The following is a 21,147-nucleotide window of genomic DNA, read 5'->3' on the forward strand; positions in this document are numbered from 1 at the left end:
GCATTGCACCAAAGGCACAGAACATTTTGGGTTTTTATGCTGCAAAAATTTAAAATCGCATCCGAAAGTTGACAGAATCAGTCTTGATGACCATTAGATCTCTTGATATAGTTTTCTTTAGGAATTTGTTATACAGTCTTAAAGGAGAAGCGAGATGACAGGAAAAACACACATCATGGGGGGAGTCGCTTCTTGTACGGCTGTCGCTTATTATTATGGATTTGATCCCGTATGGATGACCGCTTCCGGAGTCCTCGGGGCATTGATACCGGATATTTGCCATACGAAAAGCAAAATCGGCAGAAAGCTTCCGATTTTATCTGCGCTGGTCAGCTCTGTTTTCGGACACCGGACATTTACACACAGCCTGCTCTTTTTGCTGCTGACGGCATTCACAGCTCATTTGTATTTTAAAGACCAGAGCATACTGATCGGGCTGACGGCGGGAATGGCCAGCCATTTACTTCTCGATGCAGGAACGACAAACGGCATCAAGCTTTTCTTTCCGTCCTCCATCAAGTTTCGCCTTCCGCTTTACATCAAGACAGGCGGAAAGGCTGAACAGGCTGTTATGGCAGCCCTCACCGTTCTTTCATGTTATTTTATTGCCGCCTTGATGGCATGATAAAAGGATTTGATTTTTAAGGCGAAATGTTTGAGGGGCTTGACTATACGCGAGGAGCTATTATAAATGAAAGAACAATTCTTCAAAAAGCAATGGTTTTTATGCTTATCGATTTTTTTCATGTGGATGAAAACATATTTCATTTACAAGCTGGGGTTTCATTTACAAATTGACAATTGGCTCCAGGAGCTGATTCTGTTGATCAACCCGCTTAGCTTTCTCATCCCTGTATTCGGCATCAGCCTCTTTTTCCGTGAAAAGGCACAGCGCATGTTTTTAATCGGAGCGAATACCATCCTTACGGGCATACTCATCTCAAACAGCATTTTTTACGGCTTTTACATTGATTTCATTACGATTCCCGTCCTGTTTCAGGCGAAAAACCTCGGGGGGCTTGGAAGCAGTTTTCAGGAATTGTTCAATCCGATGTTCATCGTTCTTTTCTTTGATTTGGCCCTCTTGCTATGGCTTGCGAAAACCCGTGGAAAAACAGGAGAAAAACTGACGGCGAAAGCCATCAAGGTTTATTATGCGGCGGCTGCGGGGGCGGTATTGTTCAATATTGCCTTGGCGGAGATTGAACAGCCGAAGCTTTTATCTTATTCATTTGACAGGGAAGCGCTGGTCAAAAATATCGGACTGTATCAATTTCATCTGCTTGACGGCGTTTCCCAAACCTTTAATTTAACGCAAAAAGCGGTTGCCGATGAGACCAGCCTGGCGACGATCGAAAATTACACGAACGCCGACTACAGTAAGCCGAATCAAGACATGTTCGGCATTGCCAAAGGCAGAAACGTGATTTTTGTTACGCTCGAGTCGACGCAGAATTTCGTGGTCAATGAAAAAGTGAACGGACAGGACATCACCCCGTTTATCAATGAGTTGATCCATCAAAGCTATTATTTCGACCATTTTTATCAGCAGACTGAGCAGGGAAAAACATCGGATTCCGAATTTATCGTCGCCAATTCGCTTTATCCGTCTTTGAGCGGTTCGGTTTTTTTCACCAAAAGCGAAAACGAGTATAATTCGATGTATCAAACACTTGGAAAACAAGACTACACCTCAGCTGTTTTCCACGCCAACCATAAAAATTTCTGGAACAGAGATGTGATGTACGAATCTCTCGGCATCGACAGATTTTTTGATGTATCGTATTTTCATGTAACGCCTGAACATTCCACAGGCTGGGGGCTGAAGGACAAGGAGTTTCTTACGCAATCGGCAGACTTGATGAAGGATTTGCCGCAGCCGTTTTACAGCAATTTGATTACATTGACCAATCACTTTCCGTTTATTATTGATGATAAGGATAAGCTGATTGACGAATATGATTCCGACAGTGAGATTTTGAACCGTTATGTAACAACTGTCCGCTACCAGGATGAAGCATTAAAGCATTTCATCGCCAAGCTGAAAGCAAACGGCCTTTACGAAAATTCGGTTATCGTACTGATGGGAGACCACTACGGCATCTCTGAAGCACACAATGATGCGCTTGCGCAATTTTTGGGCAAGGAGGAAGTGACACCTTACGATACCGTTCAGCTGCAGCGGGTCCCGCTGATCATCCATATACCGGGGATCACGGATCAAGCGCCGAAAACAATTTCCGAAACAAGCGGGCAAGTGGATGTCAAACCGACATTGCTTCACCTGCTGGGAATTGATACAAAAGGCATGGTTCAATTCGGCAACGACCTTTTCTCTGAAGACAGAATGCCGTTTGCAGTCTTAAGAAACGGAAGCTTTATTACCGATGACTATGTCTTTACAAAAAACACCTGCTACAGCCAGAAAACCGGAGACATCATTGAGGACGCTGGAAACACGTGCGGCCCGCTTGTCGAAAAAGCAAATGAGGAGCTGTCCCTTTCCGATAAAATCATCAATGGGGATTTGCTGAGATTTTATAAAAAATAGACCGCTTCCCCTTTAAGCCGGCTGCTTAAAGGGGCTGTTTAGATTAGCGGTCATATGGGTAATATATACCGAATATTTGAAATGAGCTTGCGGATTGACGCACCCTTCGTTACTCTAAAAAAGCAAGGTTATTTCGAGGGGCGATTATTTCATAAAGTGATATAAAATATGATAAACAAGAAGGTAATAACATGAGTGAAACAGAACGAACAACAAACAAATTACCGATTGTCGCCGTGCTGATTACGGGTACTTTTATCGCGATTTTAAATCAGACATTGCTGACGACGGCTCTCCCGCCAATCATGGAAGATTTAAACATTACACCGGGACTCGCCCAGTGGCTGACGACGATTTTTATGCTCGTGAACGGAATTATGATTCCAGTTACGGCTTTTTTAATTGAAAAATTCACGACCAGAAAGCTGTTTATGACCGCGATGTCCCTGTTTACGGCAGGAACGCTGATCTGCGCTCTTTCGTTCAGCTTCCCTGTTTTGATTGTGGGACGAATCGTTCAGGCCGCAGGCGCAGGAATCATGATGCCGTTGATGCAGACCGTGCTTTTATTGATCTTCCCGAAAGAAAAACGCGGCTCTGCGATGGGAATGGTGGGGCTTGTCATCGCCTTTGCGCCCGCCATCGGACCGACCTTATCCGGCTGGATCGTCGATCGCTATCCATGGGAAGTGCTGTTTTATCTCCTGCTTCCTTTCGCCGTCATCGACGTGATTGTCGCCTACTTTATCCTGAAAAATGTGACGGAGCAAACATCACCTAAGCTCGATGTGGCGTCAATTATTTTGTCTTCTTTAGGATTCGGCGGCATTTTATACGGCTTCAGCAGTGCGGGCGTTTCCGGCTGGTCAAGCGCGGATGTGCTGATCGGATTTGCCGTCGGCGGCATTACACTCGTTTGGTTCATTTGGAGACAGCTTCATTTGGAAGAGCCGATATTGGAATTCAGGGTCTTTCAATACCCAATGTTTACGCTGGCTACGGTCATCGGCATGGTGGTCTTTATGGCGATGATCGGAGCGGCGACGATCGTTCCGATTTACATGCAGGATATGCGCCACTTCACTGCCATGGAATCGGGAATGATGCTGTTTCCGGGAGCGGTGATGATGGGGCTGATGTCCCCGATTACCGGCAGGATTTTTGATAAAATCGGCGCGCGCACGTTGAGCATTACCGGTTTAACGGCGATTTTCATTACAACGCTGTTGTTGACCCACCTGTCTGAAACGACCCCCTTCGCCTATTTGTCCGTCGTCTATGCGGTGCGGATGATTGGGATGGGAATGGTGCTAATGCCTGTAACGACTGCGGGCCTGAACCAGCTTCCGCGCCATTTGATTCCGCACGGCACCGCCATGAACAATACGATGAGACAGATGTCGGGGTCGATCGGCACGGCGGTTTTAATTACCATCATGACGCAGCGCGCGCTCGCCGACCCGGCTGGGCCCGGCTCAGAAACGGCGATGATTCACGGAGTAAACGTCGCCTTTATGGCAGCGGCCGTGTTGGCCGGAATCGGATTGGTCCTTTCTTTCTTTATCAAGCAAAACCACCGCGGCAGCCTCGGCGACCGCAGAAAAAAACAGACGAAAAGCCGTTTGGTTCTTCACGAAGAATAAAAAAACCCGGACTCTGTAAAAGAGTCCGGTTTTTTTAATGATCATTCAAATCCTCTGTCCATTGTATCAGGATCTGGACCTACGCGTTCATCTTGATTAAGCGCATTGATTTTTTCGACATCTTCCTTCGCTAATTCAAAGTCGAAAATATCGGCATTTTCGATAATGCGGTGTTCTTTGACCGATTTCGGGATAGTCACGACTTCGTTTTGCAGATCCCAGCGCAGAATCACTTGTGCCACGGATTTGTTGTATTTTGTTGCGATCCCTTTTAGCCCTTCATGATCAAGGAGTTTCCCCTGCATGAGCGGAGACCATGCTTCCAGCTGGATTCCCTGCTTTTTGCAGTAGTCCCTTAATTCAAGCTGCGTCAACCGCGGATGGAATTCAACCTGATTGACCATCGGTTTGATTTCCGCGTCCTCCAGCAGGCTTTCCAAATGGTGCACATTGAAGTTGCTGACGCCGATGGCTCTGACTTTGCCGTCTTTGTACAACTTCTCTAAGGCGCGCCATGTCTCTTTAAATTTATTTTGATCTTTTCCCGGCCAGTGGATCAAATATAAATCAAGGTAGTCAAGGCCGAGTTTTCTAAGGCTTTCATCAAAAGCCGCCAATGCTTTTTCATAGCCTTGGTCACTGTTCCACACTTTTGAAGTGACAAACAATTCTTCTCGGGCGACGCCTGACTCTTTAATTCCATTGCCGACGCCTTCTTCATTTTGATAAATAGCAGCGGTATCGATGCTCCGGTATCCGTTTTTAATGGCTGCTTTTACAGATTCAACAACCTGGCTGCCTTCTTCCACTTTAAAAACTCCGAGACCAAACCATGGCATTTTGACCCCGTTATGTAACGTCACAGTGTCCTTCAAACTGCTTACCATATGAATGACCACCTTTCATTGATTTTAGGTGCGTGAACCGCATCATTTCCATTATCTCATAATGGTGGGAATTGACATAATAAATTGCTCATTCGGCGGATAGGGCTAAAACGAGCGCACCTGTGATCCCGGCATCATCTCCAAGTCCCGGCGGCACAATAAAATCTTCAAGATCCGGAAGATCAACATAGCCGTTGAGATATTCGGACAGCTTTTTCCGAATGAGCGGAAACAATTGCTGCTGTTTCATGACCCCGCCGCCCATAATGATTTTATCAGGACATAAAATCAGGATGTATTGCATAAGCGCCTGTGCTAAATAATCGGCTTCAAGCTCCCATACTTTTGTTTCCCCGGCAAGATCCTTCCCTTTTTTGCCCCAGCGTTTTTCAAGAGCGGGGCCTGACGCCATCCCCTCAAGGCAATCGCTGTGATAAGGACAGTTTCCTGCAAAGGAATCCTCCGGACTGCGCCTGATAAGAATATGCCCCATTTCAGGATGTGTAGCGCTTTGAACCAGTTCGCCCCCGATAATCGCTCCGGCGCCGATACCTGTACCGACTGTAATATATAAACAGCTGTTCAGACCTTGTGCCGCTCCTTTGGTTATTTCCCCAAGCGCGGCAGCGTTTACATCAGTCGTAAAGGAAACGGGTACACCCAGCCTTTTTTCCAGTTCGGGAATAAACGGATATGCCTTCCAGGCTAACTTCGGCGTATTGGTGATGTATCCGTATTCCTCTTTTTCTTTTGCAACACATATAGGTCCAAAAGACCCTACTCCCATGGATGTGAGCTGATACTTGCTGAAAAAAGCCGTCAGCTCTCCAATCGTTTCTTCAGGCGTTTCCGTCGGAATCGTCAGCCTGTCTATGATTTCTCCGTTTTCTGTTCCAACTGCACAAACAAACTTTGTGCCTCCTGCTTCTATTGCACCGTAATGTTTCATCCTCTCGGCTCCTTTTTGGTCTGTATTTTTTCACTTCTTTAATTGAATGATAAATCAGACCATTCAGGAAAGCAATCACGGGGAGCCTATTCATCCAGCATCGCAGCTTCCAGATCATTCATGTACTGGCGCAGCCGATAGGCGGTTTCCCGGGAAATTTGCCGGTTTTCAAACAGGTTCTGAATCTCATTGCGGATGATTTGCACAGATTTCAGCCGAATCTCTTTTTTCTGCCTTTCATAGCGCTTGTTTTCCTTATGATCAGCATCCCAGTGCTGAAGCTTCAATATGAAATGCCGATAAAATGCGATGACCGACTTGGACACTTCTTTATTATCATCATTCATCTGCCTTTTGACCGCTTCAATGGCCGCTTTTGCCGTTTGCATCCTTGCTTTCCTGAGCAATCCGCTGTATTGATGAGGGGACCGGCTGATGTCTTGTTTTTTGTTGTCTGCGAAAAATCTAGTCATGAGATGCCGACATTTTGTGAGTGATACACCCGCTTTGAATGGATTGGAAAAGAGCAGTTCTTTTTCCTGCAGCCTTTCCTGCAGCTGATGCGCCATTTGCTCTGTCAGCTGTTTGTTTTTCCGCATCTGTTCCAGCTCCGCCTGCTCCGCTTTTAAAGCGTATACGCGGATTTTATTTTCCATCCTTCTGAGGCGCAAAAGCTGCTTTAGCGAATATTGTTCAAACCTGAGGCTCTTTATTTTGTCATTGTATTCGGATATGACGGCCAAAGCAGCGGCCCGGTTTTTTTCATTCATCTCCTCCTTTAAGGCCTTGATCGTCGTTTTCATCAATTTTCTTCTGATACTTTGCAGCTGGCTGCCGGACGCCGGCTGCGGTTTTCTTTCTGACAGAAGCGGCAAAAAGACGCTTGCGATCAATAAGGTACTTAAAATCACGCCTGCGGCTAAAAAAATGATGAAATCGCGTTCCGGAAAAGGGCGGCCGTTCCCCAATACGAAAGGAATCGAAAATGCACCGGCCAGCGTGACAGCGCCGCGGACTCCGGCAATCGAGATTTGCACCAGGGAGCGCAGCTTTTCCCTTTTTGAAGTTTCTTGTGTTTTGAGCCCCCAATTCCCCTGCCAAAACAACAATAGCCAGACAAAGCGGAGAACCGTCAAAAGAAGTGTAATCAGCAAAATGTCGCTGATCACTTTCAGATTATTAAACGCTTCATCACCAAAAATGACAGACAGCGCTTGCGGCATCTGCAAGCCGAGCAGGACGAAGACGAGACCGTTCAAGACAAACAGGATGATGCTCCATGTGCTGGACGAAACGATCTGAAGCTTGACCATCGCCGATTCGGCTCTGTCATGTTCCGCCGCATGAACGATTCCGCCCGCCACAACGGCAAGAATACCTGATACGCCGAGCTCTTCGGCCGCCAAATAAACCGCGAAAGGCGTCAATATTTGAATCAGCATATGCATTGTGACATCTTCCATCCCGAATCGGCGGAGCAAATAGCGGAACCGCAAAATGAAAAAGGAAAGAACGGCCCCGGTCAAAAGGCCGCCGATCGCAATGATGAAAAAGCTGACGACCGCCTGAGATAAGGAAAAAGCTCCTGTCACAGCGGCGGCGATCGCAAATTTAAAAGCGACAAGCCCTGAGGCATCGTTCATTAAGCCCTCTCCCTCAAGGAGACGGATGACATCCTTGGGCAGATTGATTCGTTTCGAAAGCGCGCTGACGGCCACAACGTCTGTCGGCGACAGGATCGCGGCCAGCGAAAACGCCGCCGGCAATGAAATGTTCGGAATCAGCCAATGGATGGCATATCCCCCCAAAAGCACGGTAACAAAAACAAGGCCAAACGCAAGCAGCAGAATGGGAATCCGCAAGTTCCACAATTCATTTCTCGGAATCCTTCTTCCGTCATTAAACAAAAGCGGAGCGATAAATAAAACGAAAAACAGCTCAGGACTGAGTGTCATCTGCAGCCCGCCCGGAAACACAGCTGCGATCATCCCCAATCCTACCTGAATCAGGGGAATCGGGATAAATGGAAGAAACCGGTGAATGATATTTGAAATCGCAATGATGGACAACAAAACCAAAACGGCGAGGAAAATGGCCACTGGTGCACCTCCTGGCTGCTCCTGAACATATCTCTTATGTGTTCTTCTTTGTTCAGTATTGATGAAATCAAGGAACATATACATGCGATCGGAAAAGAGGTGTTGTCGCAGGTGAAAACGAAGTGTTACCCGAGGAGGGAAAATGATGGAGCATCCTTACCATATCTATCGCGCTTTGTTTCCTGTATTAACAAAATACGTCCACCTTGCCGCCTGCTCGGGAGGCGCTTTAGCGCTGCCTGTAGCAAGGGCAATCGAGAAATATCACAGCACACTGCTTGAAACAGGTGCGAATTGGCAGGCGCACCTTGCAAAGATGGAGGAAGCGAAAGAGAAGTTCGCCCGGCTGATCGGGGCGGAAATAGACGAGATCGCCGTTGTGCCATCCGTTTCCGACGCGGTTTCCGCTATTGCCGTTTCCCTGCCCGAACATCCCAAAAGGCGCCAGATTGCTTTCACTGACCTTGACTTCCCTGCCATCGGCCAGATTTGGCTCGCTCAAGACCGCTTTAACCATCATCTGACTGTGATACACAGTCAAGACGGGATGATTCGCACAGAGCAATACGAAAAAGAAATCAACGATCAGACGCTTTTGACTTGTGTCCCGCATGTCTCTTATTGCAATGGCGTAAAACAAAGCTTGACAGAGATAGCGGAAATCGTTCATCACAAAGGCTCGCTTTTGTTTGTTGATGCCTATCAATCGGCAGGACATATTCCGATACATGTCAAAGACATGAAAATCGATATGCTTGCCGCTGGTACCCGAAAATATATGCTCGGCATCCCGGGAACGGCGTTCTTGTATGTCAGACGCGAACTTTGCGAACAGTTGAGGCCAAAATTAACCGGGTGGTTTGGAAAGAGCCGGCCGTCTTCCTTTGATTTGCTCCATTCAGGCTTTGCAGAGGGGGCTAAACGTTTTGAGACCGGAACACCATCATTCATCGGCCTTTATGCGGCTGATGCGGCGCTAAAGCTCTTGCTTGAGGCCGGGCCGGAAGAGATCGAAGCTTATTTGCAAAAGCTTGCCCGATTTTCTTTGCAGTACGGCGCTGATAAAGGCTTGCAGATCATCGGGCCTCAAAACCTTCATAACAGATCGAGCCTGGCCTCATTCCGCGTCAAAGATGCGACGCAGATCGAAGCGCTGCTCAGAGAAAAAAATATCATCACATCAGCAAGAAATGGAGCGGTTCGAATCGCCCCCCATTTTTATAATACGAAAGAGGACATCGCGCACGCAGTCGATGAGCTGGCCGCATTGATTCATCGCCGTACTTTAAAATAGACAGATTAGGATTTTTTACTTAAACTATTAGCAAACATTTCATCAAGGAATGAGATATATTGAAGCGTTATGTCAACGAGGACTTAGAAGAGATGAAAAAGACACACCGCCGCAAAGTTTTATTTACACTGTTGGCCGTTATCCTTGCAGCAGGCATTCCCATCAGCTATATCGTATACACCCATTTTTACTCGATGAACCACTTGCCGAAGGGTGAATGGATTGAATCCTCCACATCTCCAAATCAAAAATACAAATTGGATATCTACAGAGTAAAAAAAATCGGGGCAGCCAACGGGTATTCAATCAGAGCCGAAGTGACAACAGTCTCGACCGGCAAACGGAGAAATTTGTACTGGGGGAAGCAAGAATACGAGGCGAATGTCAAATGGAAAGACCGCCGCCATGTGTCGATTAATAACAAGGTGCTCGACGTCCGTACAGATACATATGATTGGCGAAGAGAGTGATCATGTCACTCTCTTCAGCGTGTACAACCGGTCTGGAACATCTTTTAAAAACGGACTTTCCTCTCCAAGCGAAAAAAGCCGGAGCTCATGCATCGCTCTTGTACAGGCGGTATAAAACAGCGTCCGCTCGCTTTCCCGCCAATATCGTTTTTCCGAGCTGTCATAAAGGATGACGGCGTCAAACTCAATCCCTTTTGCCAAGTAGACGGGGATGACAATCACGCCTTTTTGGAATGTGCGTGTTTCTTTATCAATCAGCTTCAGCTCTGTCTGCTTTTGCAGATGCTTTGCCGCTTCTCTGCATTCCTGAACCGTTTTACAGATGACCGCGATCGTCTCCCGTCCTTCATTTTGAAGGGACGCAATGCAGGACGCGATCCTTTCATGATGCAGAGAGGCATCATCCGAAACCGTCAGCACCGGTTTTACACCGCTGCGGTTGAACGCCTCGATCTCTCCGGCGCCCTTGAGCAGCCGCTTTGTAAACTCGACGATCTCCTTAGTCGATCTGTAGCTTCGCATCAGCCTGACCATCTCCATTTTCTCCCCCTCAAACACGCCTTCTGAAAGGAGCTCTTTTTGATCGGGGGTATGGGCAAAAATCGCCTGATGAAAGTCGCCTAGAATCGTCATTTTGCTTGCAGAGAACATCTCCTTTAAAAAAGCCAGCTGAAACGGCGAGTAATCCTGCGCTTCATCGATAAACACATGGCGGATCGCGGTATTTTTCTCCCTTTCCTTCATTTTGTTTTTCAAGTATAAAAAAGGAACGGCATCTTCATACGGAAGCCGGCTGAAGCGAAAGGTTTCCGCCGTATATTCGCAAATGCTTCTCCAGCCTTCCGGACGGCAGGCTCCACCGTGCCAGTCTGAAAAAAGCTGCAAGTATGTTCTCTTGAAATCAATGAAGCCCAAAGCCTTTACCGCTTGCTTCAGCGGTTTGAATTCCCTTTCGACAATGATTTTTGCAAGCAGCTTCTGCTCTCTTTCATAATCATCAAAGGTGTCTCCGGCAAATTTCCGCTCTTTTTGCAGCTGCTGATAGACTTGCAAATATTCCTCTTTATCCAGCAGCTCGCTTTTTTCAAGAGGCCAGTCTTTTTTTCTTTCTTGCTGTTCTTCTTTTTTCAACACCGACAAGAGCCATTTCGCTGTCATTTCAATTCGCTGCGGAAGCGGGGTTGAGGCGTCGAACGTTTGAAAATAATCGTGAATTTGCTCAGCGGACACCATTTTGCTGCCGCGGAACACGATATGTTTAAACAATATATTTCCTTTTGCCAAAAATCGCGCATAATCATCAATCAAGGTTTTGAAGGCAAGGCTTGATTTATACTCAATCGCTCTCTGCCGAATCCGGCCGTCCTCGCGTTCTGCAGCCGTCAGACAAAACTCCAATTGATCGAACGGCGTTTCACAAGATATCTGCTTTCCGAGCTGGCGTGTTACATACTCCTGGAATGTCGTCTGCTGAATGTTTTCTTCCCCGAGCTCAGGCAGGACATTGGCAACATAGCTGTTAAAAAGAAGGTTCGGCGAAAAAAGAAGCATTTGATTGGATTCGATCCGTCCGCGTCCGCGGTACAGCAAATAGGCCGCCCGCTGCAGCGCCGCCGACGTTTTACCGCTTCCCGCCGCTCCCTGAACAATTAAATAACGGCTTTTTTCATTGCGGATGATCTGGTTTTGCTCTTTCTGAATCGTGGCGACAATGCTTTTCATCCGGGTATTGGCCTGGTTCCCCAGCACCTCCTGCAGCATTTCATCACCAATCGCCATATCTGTATTAAACATCGCTTTCAGCCGCCCGTTTTTGATGAGAAACTGCCTTTTCAGCTCGACCGTCCCGCTTATCGTCTCTTCCGGAACCTCATATTGGGCGGGTCCGGGCGGATAGTTGTAAAACAAGCTGGAAATCGGTGCCCGCCAGTCGTATATCAAAAATTGCTCTTCCTTCTCATCCATCAGTGAACTGAGCCCGATATAAACAGATTCAACCTGTTCCTCCCCATCCTCTAAAAAATCGACGCGGCCAAAATACGGCGATTCCTTCACTTTTAAGAGTTTTTTCAATTGGCTGTAAAACTGCTTATGGCTTCTTTCCCTTTCTGACAAAATCCCCGCCTGCTGTTGAATGCTTGAGAATGTTTCGGCCGTTTCAATGTCATCAGCCAGGTTCAAGGAGACATCATCCCAAAAGTTTTTTCTTAAACCGATGATATCCTCCTTTAAGCCGCCGGTCTTCTCCTTTAGAGAATGAAGCTTTTGCTCCAATTCTTTTAAAACGAGTCCAATTCGTTTTTCTTCTTCAAGCCATTCTTGATTGGCCTCCTGCATCAAAATCACTCCCTAAAAAGATTTGACATTGAAAAATATCCGTGATAAAATAAATATGGATAAAAATATAAAAAATGATATTTTGTGTTAAAACACACTTCATCTTATCATATCAGCGTGAATGAAAGCAACAGAAAAACCGATTTTTCATTGATTTGAAAAATCGGTTTTTCTGTTATGGTTATCAGAAGACATAAGACCATCTTAATACCAGCATGTTTCCTCTTTAAACACAATTACCTGTATAATTTTCCAATTTCTTTTCAAGGTTACTAACACCTATTCACGGGAATATTCGACATTGTTAAAGAATGTTATAATGATCAATGTTTAATCTTGGCTTAGGAGAGAATAAATTGGATAAAATGATTTATGATGCGGTCAATACTTTAACCGGGAATGACACTTTATTAGGGATAACCATAACATGTTTTTTTATATTTACGATATGGTTAAGTCGACAAACCAAGACTATTTACGAGAATGAGAAAGAACTTAGGAAAACTCAAAGAGAACAAAGCTTACATATTTTTTCTGAAATCATAGAGCAGTACCATCTTATTGAATCAGGAGATACCATCGAAAAAGAAAAGGCTTTTTTGGCATTTATAGAAACAAAATTGCCTTTACTCGATTTCAAATCGTATATAAATATCAGAAATATTTTGGATGATGAGGAAAATTGCAAACCAAAAAGAATAAAAAAGGAGATTGTTAAGGCTACTAAACTGATAAAAATTCATGAAAATACACTTTACAGTGAGAGTATTTTAGAAACCTTCACTCGAATGTTTTCGATCTTAAAAGATTCATTTATACCTCCGATTATTTCTGTTATTGCAGTTTTGTATTTAACTTTAGCAACTGTGTTATCAGGTGATTTTTGGGGCGAAACAAAACTGGTAGCTGCAATCATTCTTGTATTATTACTCATTGCATGTTTTGATGATATTCTCGAAAAAAGACGGGTTTTAGTGAATAGAAAATCGGTTTTCATCTTGCTTTTTTCTGTCTACTTACCTTTGATATTATTATTTTCAATCCCCACGTCATATCATAGAGCTTTAGTTATTTCTTTTATTTACAGTATACTTGGTATATTGATTTTTATTGGAATAAATATATATAAAGAAATAAAATCACCTCAAAACAGGAATAGAACTTAAGCGTTCACTTTGATGTAGACAGCTTCAATCATTCACTTTCGCTCGGAATAAATTAATCATAAAATACCATCCGTGATCACGGATGGTATTTGTTCAGCCGTTCGACCTGAGCGATCGGTTCGGCAGCTTCCAGTTAAACATATAGGAGCATACTCTGCAGGCCACAAGCACGGCAAACAGCATATACAATGTGAGAGGCTTCTCCGCCCAGCCCATTCCGATCACCAATCCGCCTAAAGCGGCCCACACGGCGTAAATTTCCGTTTTCAGAACAAGCGGCTTGCGCCCGGCCAATAGATCCCTGATCATTCCGCCGCCGCTTCCCGTGAGAACCGCAGCAACGATCACCGCACTGACCGGATGGTTCATGTGTACGGCATATAACGCCCCTTGGATCGCAAACGCGGATAATCCGATCGCATCTGAAAAGCTTCCCCATATCTTCCAGTGCTTCAACAGCAGCTTCGGAAACAAAAAGACAAACGTAATCGAAATAAGAGCGATTTGAAACAGGGCTCCCTGCTCCCAGAGAGCGGACACGGGGACTCCGATCAGCAGATTTCTGATCGCGCCGCCTCCGAAGGCGGTGACAATTCCCAAAATATAAACTCCTAAAATATCATACTCTTCTTCCATTGCGACGATCGCCCCGCTGATCGCAAAAGCGATCGTTCCGATGATGCTCAACGCTTCCCAAGCCATCTAAGGTGTCCTCCATACTCATCTTCAATCTTTTTGATTTTATAACTTCTCAATCATTTAAATCAACCCTGTGAAACAAAATGTCTTATAATAAAAAAACGACCTATTTTTGGAGAGCAAAAAACATGGAACAGGGAATCATCATCGAAAAAGCAAAAGTCTCCTAAGGCGAAGGATTTTGCAGCGGAAAAAGAGAAGCTCAGCCATGTCTGCGGAACATTGTTTCTCGCAATCGAACACATCGGCAGCACCGCTGTTCCCGGCCTTGCCGCAAAGCCGGTCCCTCGATATCATGGCCGGCGTCAAGCGCCTTGATGATGCTGAACGCTTGATTGAACCGCTGCAAAAGCTGGGCTATGAACATGTCATACACGAAGCATTTCCGGCAATGCGCTTTTTTCGAAAAGGAAAATGGCAGGCCGGCACACACCATCTGGATATTTATGTTTTTCAGAGCGAAGAGTGGAAAAATCAGCTGAAATTCCGAAATGAATGAAGAAAGGACCCAAGGACGAGGCGAGCCTATGAATCATTGAAAAAAGATTTGGCCCGCCGCTTTCCATATACCTCTTACACAAAGGGAAAAGAACCATTCATTAGAGCGGTCAGGCAAAAGCAAAACATCAGGAATAAACGAAAGGAGCATGTTGCATGTTTAAAAAGACAAAACAAAAATTGATCACGATTGCGATTGCGTTCATCATGGCTGTCTTATTGTATTATTATGTGCAAATGACAAAGTAAATAAGACCGCAAAAACCGGTCTTATACGTCTAAAACCATTTTGACTGTTTTGAGGCTGTGTCCTGCAAAGTCTTCTTCATATTCGGAAATCTCCTCAAAACCTTTCGCTTTGTAAAAATGTTTTCCGGTACGGTTATCTTTCTCCACTTCTACAAAGATTTTGTTCACACCCTCCAAGCGCTTGATCCCCTCTTTAAGCAGTGCGGACCCAATGCCGTTTCCTTGGTATTCCGGATATGAATAAATGGCCGCGAGATACGCCTCCCCTCCTTCTTTGACAAAGGAGCAGTTGACGAAACCGACGATTTCCCCGCCCGCTTCTGCCACGAGAATCAAAGAGCGCTCCATACGCTCAAGCATTCTCTCATCGCTGTATGCGGACTGCAGAAATTCCTCTTGAACACTGCGGGGAATAATGCCATCATACGTATCATTCCAGCTCGTTTTTGCAACCTGCTGAACGGAAGCAATGTCTTCCATCTCCATTTTGCGTATGTCAAACTCCAACTCCATCACCCTTCCAAATCATTCAATAATTTCAAATATTATAACATTGATAACTGTAAAGAGGTAGATGGCATGAAAAAAAGAGCATTGCTTGACAATGCTCTTTTACTCCTCTTTCCCCTTCAAAAAACACATCAAAATAATGATCAAAATAAATGCGGTAAGGGCGAGAAACGGAATCGTGATGAAGCCGAACCAATTGATGTACTCCCCTGAACAAGGCACACCGGTCACACACGGCTTAATGCCGTTAAAGCCGGGTATCTTCTGCTCCAAATAGTGCATCAGGGAAATGCACCCGCCGATGATCGCCATCGGCAGCACATATTTTTTAACCTTGACATCACCTTGAAACGTGGCGATCCCGAGAATCAGCACCAGCGGATACATCATGATCCGCTGATACCAGCACAGTTCACAAGGAATGAATTGACGGATTTCGCTAAAGTACAGGCTGCCGAGGGTCGCGGTCAAAGCAACGATCCAGGCGCCGTACAGAAAGACTGCTTTATTTCTCATCCGAGTTGCCTTTCAGCTCTTTTTCGATCGCTTCTTTGATCTTGTCATAATCAAATGGTTTATCGATCTTTACACCGTTGACAAAGATGGTCGGCGTCGAGTCCACATTGTATTGGCTGATGAGCGACTCGTCCGTTCCCAGCTGTTCAGAGAACGTCTTATCATTCAAGCTTTTGACAAGCTTGTCACCCTTCACCTTTGTATGGGCTTCGGCAATGTCCGCCAATTTGGCCGGTGTCGCCCACTCATTTTCCATCGTATCGTTGTCCGGCTGCGCTTTGAATAAAGCTTCATGGAACGCCCAGAATGAATCAGGGTCTTCCTTCCATACCTGTTCAGAAGCGAGGGCGCTCAGCTCTGATCCTCTGCCGTGCTGCTCATTGACGAAATTAATATATGAAAAATTGATTTTTCCTTTGTCGATGTAATCTTTTTTCAAATCAGGAAATACCGATTCCGTCCATTGTTTGCAGCTCGGACACTTGTAATCTCCGAATTCGGTCACCGTCACGGCCGCGTTTTTGTCCCCTAGAATCGGCTGTCCTTCTGTTGACGGCTTTTCATCGTAGTTTTGTGAAGCGTTTTTTGTTTGATTGTTCAAAACGACGAGCGCTCCGATCAGAAAAACGACCACGACTGTCATGATCACTGCAAATTTCATCGGTGACTGCTGTTTCTTTTTCACTTAGACACCTCATTATTTCTTATTTTTGTACCATCAGTTTTATATCTTCTTCATTTTAACAAGACAAGCCGTGTTCGTGAAGATGCCAAAAAATGATTTTCCAGTTCTTTGGACGGAAAAAAAGTTACATTTCCTTGACTTTTAATACGCGCATCGCATTTAAAACAGCGAGAAGCGTGACACCGACATCTGAAAATACGGCTTCCCACATCGTCGCGATGCCGAACGCGCCCAAGAGAAGAAAAACGCCTTTAATGCCGAGCGCGAACATGATATTCTGCCAGACGATCCTTCTCGTCCGTTTGGCAATGCCGATCGCTTCAGCGATTTTTGACGGCTGATCCGTCATGATGACGATATCGGCGGCTTCAACAGCCGCATCAGAACCAAGGCCGCCCATCGCAATTCCGATATCCGCCCTCGCCAAGACCGGTGTATCATTGATTCCGTCTCCGGCGAAAAGCAGCTTTTCTTTCCGGAGCTTCCGCCCTTCAAGTTCTTCAATCCGGTCAACCTTATGCTGCGGAAGCAGCTCCGCATGCACTTCATCAATGGCAAGCACCTTCCCGACGGCTTCGCCGACCTCTTTTGCATCTCCCGTCAGCATCACCGTTTTCTTAACACCTGCTTTTTTCAAGGATGAAATCGCCTGCCGGGCATCTTCTTTTATATCGTCGGCAATCAAAATCGAACCGATAAACTCTCCGTCGGCCGCCACATATATCACCGTTCCGATGCCGTTTTTCTCCTGATAGCGAACATTTTCTTTCTCCATCAGTTTGGCGTTTCCGGCCAAAATGACCGTTCCGTTCACTTCCGCCTTCACCCCGTAGCCGGATATTTCATTGTAATTTTGAATGGCTTCGGCTGATACGGATTTCCCGTATGTGTCGCGGATCGATTCGGCGATCGGATGTGCGGAGTGATATTCGGCGAACGCCGCGTATTCAAGGAGCTTTTCCTCCGTTATGTCCTGATGGGCCGGTGTCAGTTTGACGACGGCAAATTCACCTTTTGTCAATGTGCCCGTTTTATCAAATACAGCATATTTGACATCATTGAGCGCTTCTAAATAATTGCTTCCTTTGACCAGAATGCCGGCTTTTGATGCCGCACCGATGCCTCCGAAAAAGCCTAACGGAATAGAGACAACAAGCGCGCATGGACAAGAAATGACCAAAAAGACAAGCGCTCTGTAAACCCAATCCGATAATAGAGCTCCCGGAACGATCAAAGGCGGCACAAATGCGAGAAGAAGGGCGACAATGACGACGAACGGCGTATAATACTTGGCAAACTTGCTGATAAAGTTCTCGGTTTTCGCTTTTCTTGCGCTCGCATTTTGAACCAAATCAAGAATTTTAGATACGGTCGATTCGCTGTATTCCTTGACGACTTCGACTTTGAGCACGCCGTTTTTATTGACAAAGCCGCTGAGCACCTCTTCCCCGGGCGCCGCTTCGCGCGGCACGGATTCCCCGGTTAGCGCAGAAGTATCAACCATCGACTTTCCTTCTAAAACCTTGCCGTCAAGAGGGATTTTTTCCCCCGGTTTAATGATGATCACATCGCCTGCTTTGACAATGTCCGGGGATACCTTGGCCGTCCCGTCCTCTGTTTGCAGATTGGCGTAGTCGGGGCGGATGTCCATCAAATCACTGATCGATTTTCGCGAGCGGTTGACAGCGGCTCCCTGAAACAGCTCGCCGATTTGGTAAAACAGCATAACGGCGACACCTTCCGGGTACTGCTTGATGATGAATGCGCCGATCGTCGCGATCGTCATTAAGAAATGCTCATCAAAAACCCGGCCGCGAAACATATTTTTAACCGCTCTTAACACGACGTCACCGCCGATGAGAAGATAAGCAAGGATAAAGAAGAGAAATTCAGGTGCACCGCCGGCAGAAAAAAGAAAGCCTGCCGCTCCGAGAACGGTTCCCGCGATCAGTCTTGCGATCGTTTTTTTCATGCGCTTTCCTGCGGTATGCGTTGAAGAAGAGGCACCTTCCTTCAGTGCCACATGTACGTGCGGTTCAATGGCCGTCACTTTTTTCTCGATTTCCGAGGATATGTTTTGGCTTGTGTCTTTGTTGACCCTGACGGTCAGAGTGGTTGTGGCAAAATTGACCGAGCACGCATCAATTCCTTCCATGCCGGCGATTTCATTTTCAATTTTCTGCGCGCAGTTCCCGCAGTCAAGGCCGTTTAGCATGTATTCTTGCTTCACTTTGTCCATCTCTCTCACCTTTCTTTTAAGCGCCGTGACGGTTCATTTTATATATGAGCATATATGCATATATTATGTAACCTTATTATATGCTCGATCCGGAAAATGTGTCAATCGCTCTTTTGTATGAATCGGTCCCTTTTCTTGCCGGTAAAACGCAAATGGGCATATTGGAAACGCTGTCTCAATATACTTAGTTTAGCTATTAAACTAACAAGCTTTCATTCACAAGGAGTGAGCGTCTTTGAAAAAACGATGTCTGATGATGATCTGCCTCGCCTTTTTGTTCGTGTTTGCCTCCGGATGCAGCGGTGACGGTACAGATGGGCAGAATGCAAAAGAAGTCAAAGTATGGGATTATTTCACAGGCAAACAGCAGGAGCTTTACCATGAACTGGTCGATCAGTACAACCAATCACAGGACCGGTTTCAAGTGGTCACAGAATACATCCCTTTTAACGAAGTTAAAAAGCAGCTTTCCGTGGGGACAGCCGGAAATGCGCTGCCTGATGCGGTGTTTCTCGACAATGTCGACAATGCTTCATTTGCCGCAATGGGTGTTCTTGAGGATTTGACGGACAGAATTGAAAAATGGGGGCAGATCGATCAGTTTTATGAAGGACCTTTATCATCGGCCCGTTATCAAGAAAAGTATTACGGCATTCCGTTTGCAAGCAACGCACTGGCGTTGTTTTACAACAACGATCTGCTCCAGGAGGCCGGAGTGACGGGGCCGCCGAAAACGTGGGACGAATTGAAGGAAGCGGCCAAAAAAGCGAGCAAAGGCCAGACGAAGGGCTTTGCGATGTCGGCGGTCAAATCGGAGGAAGGCGCTTTTCAATTTTACCCGTTCCTCCTGTCTGCGGGTGCAGATTTTGACAGCCTCCAATCAAAGGAAGCCGAACATTCCCTGCAATTTTTAACCGATTTAGTCAAGGAAGGCGCGATGAGCAAAGAAGTGTTAAACGCCACACAGGATGATCTGGCCAGACAGTTTGCGGCGGGACAGCTCGCCATGATGATCAACGGCTCCTGGAATATTGAACGGTTAAAAGGAGCCGAACAACTGGATTACGGCATCACTTTTATCCCGAAAGATCAAAGATATGCATCTGCTCTCGGCGGAGAAAATCTCGCCGTTGTCAAAGGGAAAAATACCGAAGGTGCATGGGATTTTATCACCTGGCTCCTCGATCCCGGCCGGCTTGAAACGCTGACGGCGGAAACCGGCGTTTTTCCGCCGCGGAAAGATCTGCTCGAATCGTCGGATCATTGGAAAACGGATCAGAATCTAAAGTCGTTTATCCCGATCATGGATATCGCATCGGCGCGGGGGCCTTCCAAAGACTGGCCGCACATTTCCGAATCGCTGCAAATGGCTCTTCAGCAGGCTCTGAGTGAAAGCAAAACACCGAAGGAAGCGCTGGATGAGGCCGCACGGAAGGTCGAAACACTAAAATAAGGAGTTTGATCATGATCAAAGCGTTCGTCCGAAAATGGGAAGGGTATTTCTTTATTTTTCCGGCTGTCCTGTTTATGTTGGCCCTGATCGGCTATCCCTTGATCTACAATATTCTGCTCGGTTTTCAGAACCTGTCGCTTGCCAACTTCGCCTCCCAGGACGCCGGCTTTGTCGGGTTTGAAAATTACAAGCGGCTCGCTCAAGAAAACGTATTCTGGGTTTCTTTGAAAAACACGCTGCTTTACACCGTCGGAAGCGTTGTTTTTCAATTTGCGGCCGGTTTTTTGCTGGCCTTGTTTTTCAGCATGAAGTTCCGCCTCGCCCCGTTTCTCCGCGGGCTGATGATGGTAAGCTGGCTGATTCCGCTGACGGTTACGGCGCTTTTATTTAAATTTATGATGGCTTCGGGTGAAGGGGTTTTCAACCAGCTCCTGCTTTCATGGGGCATCATTGACCACCCCGTCCCATGGCTGTCAAACCCGAATGTTGCGATTTGGTCTGTCATCATCGCCAACATCTGGGTCGGCATCCCTTTCAATATGCTGCTCATATCCGCCGGCCTCGGTTCGCTTCCGGAAGATGTCTATGAAAGCGCCAGCCTTGACGGCGCAGGCCGTTTCCAGAAATTCATCCATATCACCCTGCCCTTATTGCGCCCGGTGATTACCGTCGTCATGATGCTCGGCTTTATTTACACCTTCAAAGTGTTCGACCTTGTCTTTGTGATGACGGGCGGCGGTCCGGTACAGTCGACCGAAGTCCTTTCAACCGTGAGCTACCGCTATTCTTTTAACGAGTTTCAGTTCAGTATGGGAGCTGCCAGCGCCAATGTCTTGTTTTTGATTCTCCTTTTGGTCAGTCTCGTCTATCTGCGGCTGATTAAAAAAGATGAGGTGATGTAG

The 21,147-nt window shown here is 46.2% G+C and carries 18 protein-coding genes and 1 pseudogene; 10 read left to right on the forward strand and 9 right to left on the reverse strand.

Annotated features, from left to right (window positions below; translation table 11 throughout):
• The first annotated feature begins 154 nt into the window (after nucleotides 1–154).
• The 3 genes from P3X63_RS18575 (at nucleotide 155) to P3X63_RS18585 (ending at nucleotide 4,194) form a co-directional block, all read left to right on the forward strand.
• The gene (locus P3X63_RS18575; protein ID WP_077735569.1) at nucleotides 155–625 is read left to right on the forward strand and encodes a metal-dependent hydrolase; all 471 of its coding nucleotides are present in this window, start codon (nucleotides 155–157) and stop codon (nucleotides 623–625) included.
• Between the two features lie 66 nt (nucleotides 626–691).
• A complete protein-coding gene (locus P3X63_RS18580; protein ID WP_277691657.1) occupies nucleotides 692–2,551 on the forward strand; it encodes an LTA synthase family protein in 1,860 nt (619 codons plus the stop codon).
• Between the two features lie 191 nt (nucleotides 2,552–2,742).
• Nucleotides 2,743–4,194, forward strand: a complete 1,452-nt coding sequence (locus P3X63_RS18585; RefSeq protein WP_077735571.1) for an MDR family MFS transporter — start codon at nucleotides 2,743–2,745, stop codon at nucleotides 4,192–4,194.
• Nucleotides 4,195–4,235: 41 nt separating this feature from the next.
• Here P3X63_RS18585 and P3X63_RS18590 read toward each other — a convergent pair whose 3' ends face one another.
• The 3 genes from P3X63_RS18590 to P3X63_RS18600 form a co-directional block, all read right to left on the reverse strand.
• Nucleotides 4,236–5,081, reverse strand: a complete 846-nt coding sequence (locus P3X63_RS18590; RefSeq protein WP_077735572.1) for an aldo/keto reductase — start codon at nucleotides 5,079–5,081, stop codon at nucleotides 4,236–4,238.
• Between the two features lie 88 nt (nucleotides 5,082–5,169).
• A complete protein-coding gene (locus P3X63_RS18595; RefSeq protein WP_026588750.1) occupies nucleotides 5,170–6,030 on the reverse strand; it encodes an ROK family protein in 861 nt (286 codons plus the stop codon).
• 86 nt (nucleotides 6,031–6,116) lie between these two features.
• On the reverse strand, nucleotides 6,117–8,129 hold the full coding sequence (locus tag P3X63_RS18600; protein ID WP_077735574.1) for a Na+/H+ antiporter: 2,013 nt from the start codon (nucleotides 8,127–8,129) through the stop codon (nucleotides 6,117–6,119).
• A gap of 145 nt (nucleotides 8,130–8,274) precedes the next feature.
• Between P3X63_RS18600 and P3X63_RS18605 the strand changes: the two genes are divergently transcribed.
• Both P3X63_RS18605 and P3X63_RS18610 read left to right on the forward strand, forming a co-directional pair.
• The gene (locus tag P3X63_RS18605; protein ID WP_277692943.1) at nucleotides 8,275–9,423 is read left to right on the forward strand and encodes an aminotransferase class V-fold PLP-dependent enzyme; all 1,149 of its coding nucleotides are present in this window, start codon (nucleotides 8,275–8,277) and stop codon (nucleotides 9,421–9,423) included.
• A 59-nt stretch (nucleotides 9,424–9,482) separates the two neighbouring features.
• Nucleotides 9,483–9,893, forward strand: coding sequence for a DUF5412 family protein (locus tag P3X63_RS18610; protein ID WP_026588753.1), 411 nt, complete (start codon nucleotides 9,483–9,485; stop codon nucleotides 9,891–9,893).
• Here the strand turns inward: P3X63_RS18610 and helD are convergent, their stop codons facing one another.
• A complete protein-coding gene (gene helD / locus P3X63_RS18615; RefSeq protein ID WP_077735576.1) occupies nucleotides 9,894–12,230 on the reverse strand; it encodes an RNA polymerase recycling motor HelD in 2,337 nt (778 codons plus the stop codon).
• Nucleotides 12,231–12,586: 356 nt separating this feature from the next.
• Here helD and P3X63_RS18620 point away from each other — a divergent pair, with 356 nt between their 5' ends.
• The gene (locus P3X63_RS18620) at nucleotides 12,587–13,396 is read left to right on the forward strand and encodes a hypothetical protein (protein ID WP_026588755.1); all 810 of its coding nucleotides are present in this window, start codon (nucleotides 12,587–12,589) and stop codon (nucleotides 13,394–13,396) included.
• Nucleotides 13,397–13,489: 93 nt separating this feature from the next.
• On the opposite strand, the gene P3X63_RS18625 is transcribed toward P3X63_RS18620, so the two are convergent.
• Nucleotides 13,490–14,098 (reverse strand): trimeric intracellular cation channel family protein, encoded by a 609-nt coding sequence (locus P3X63_RS18625; protein WP_026588756.1) that lies wholly within the window; start codon nucleotides 14,096–14,098, stop codon nucleotides 13,490–13,492.
• 105 nt (nucleotides 14,099–14,203) lie between these two features.
• Between P3X63_RS18625 and P3X63_RS18630 the strand changes: the two genes are divergently transcribed.
• Nucleotides 14,204–14,413, forward strand: a complete 210-nt coding sequence (locus tag P3X63_RS18630) for a GrpB family protein (protein WP_236251243.1) — start codon at nucleotides 14,204–14,206, stop codon at nucleotides 14,411–14,413.
• Nucleotides 14,391–14,777 (forward strand): annotated as a pseudogene (locus tag P3X63_RS22760) (GrpB family protein). The gene P3X63_RS18630 and the pseudogene P3X63_RS22760 overlap by 23 nt, the downstream one beginning before the upstream one ends.
• A gap of 86 nt (nucleotides 14,778–14,863) precedes the next feature.
• Here the strand turns inward: P3X63_RS22760 and P3X63_RS18640 are convergent.
• From P3X63_RS18640 to P3X63_RS18655, 4 genes are all read right to left on the reverse strand, one after another.
• Nucleotides 14,864–15,349 (reverse strand): GNAT family N-acetyltransferase, encoded by a 486-nt coding sequence (locus P3X63_RS18640; protein ID WP_077735577.1) that lies wholly within the window; start codon nucleotides 15,347–15,349, stop codon nucleotides 14,864–14,866.
• A 105-nt stretch (nucleotides 15,350–15,454) separates the two neighbouring features.
• On the reverse strand, nucleotides 15,455–15,868 hold the full coding sequence (locus P3X63_RS18645; protein ID WP_026588758.1) for a disulfide oxidoreductase: 414 nt from the start codon (nucleotides 15,866–15,868) through the stop codon (nucleotides 15,455–15,457).
• Nucleotides 15,858–16,553: a DsbA family protein gene (locus P3X63_RS18650; protein ID WP_026588759.1), complete on the reverse strand. Its 696-nt coding sequence runs from the start codon at nucleotides 16,551–16,553 to the stop codon at nucleotides 15,858–15,860. The genes P3X63_RS18645 and P3X63_RS18650 overlap by 11 nt, the downstream gene beginning before the upstream one ends.
• A 124-nt stretch (nucleotides 16,554–16,677) precedes the next feature.
• A complete protein-coding gene (locus P3X63_RS18655; protein ID WP_077735579.1) occupies nucleotides 16,678–18,792 on the reverse strand; it encodes a heavy metal translocating P-type ATPase in 2,115 nt (704 codons plus the stop codon).
• 235 nt (nucleotides 18,793–19,027) lie between these two features.
• On the opposite strand from P3X63_RS18655, the gene P3X63_RS18660 reads away from it, so the two are divergent.
• Both P3X63_RS18660 and P3X63_RS18665 read left to right on the forward strand, forming a co-directional pair.
• On the forward strand, nucleotides 19,028–20,245 hold the full coding sequence (locus P3X63_RS18660; protein ID WP_026588761.1) for an ABC transporter substrate-binding protein: 1,218 nt from the start codon (nucleotides 19,028–19,030) through the stop codon (nucleotides 20,243–20,245).
• Nucleotides 20,246–20,256: 11 nt separating this feature from the next.
• On the forward strand, nucleotides 20,257–21,147 hold the full coding sequence (locus tag P3X63_RS18665; RefSeq protein WP_077735580.1) for a carbohydrate ABC transporter permease: 891 nt from the start codon (nucleotides 20,257–20,259) through the stop codon (nucleotides 21,145–21,147).

The sequence above is a fragment of the Bacillus sp. HSf4 genome (assembly GCF_029537375.1).
Taxonomy (GTDB): Bacteria; Bacillota; Bacilli; order Bacillales; family Bacillaceae; genus Bacillus; species Bacillus sonorensis_A.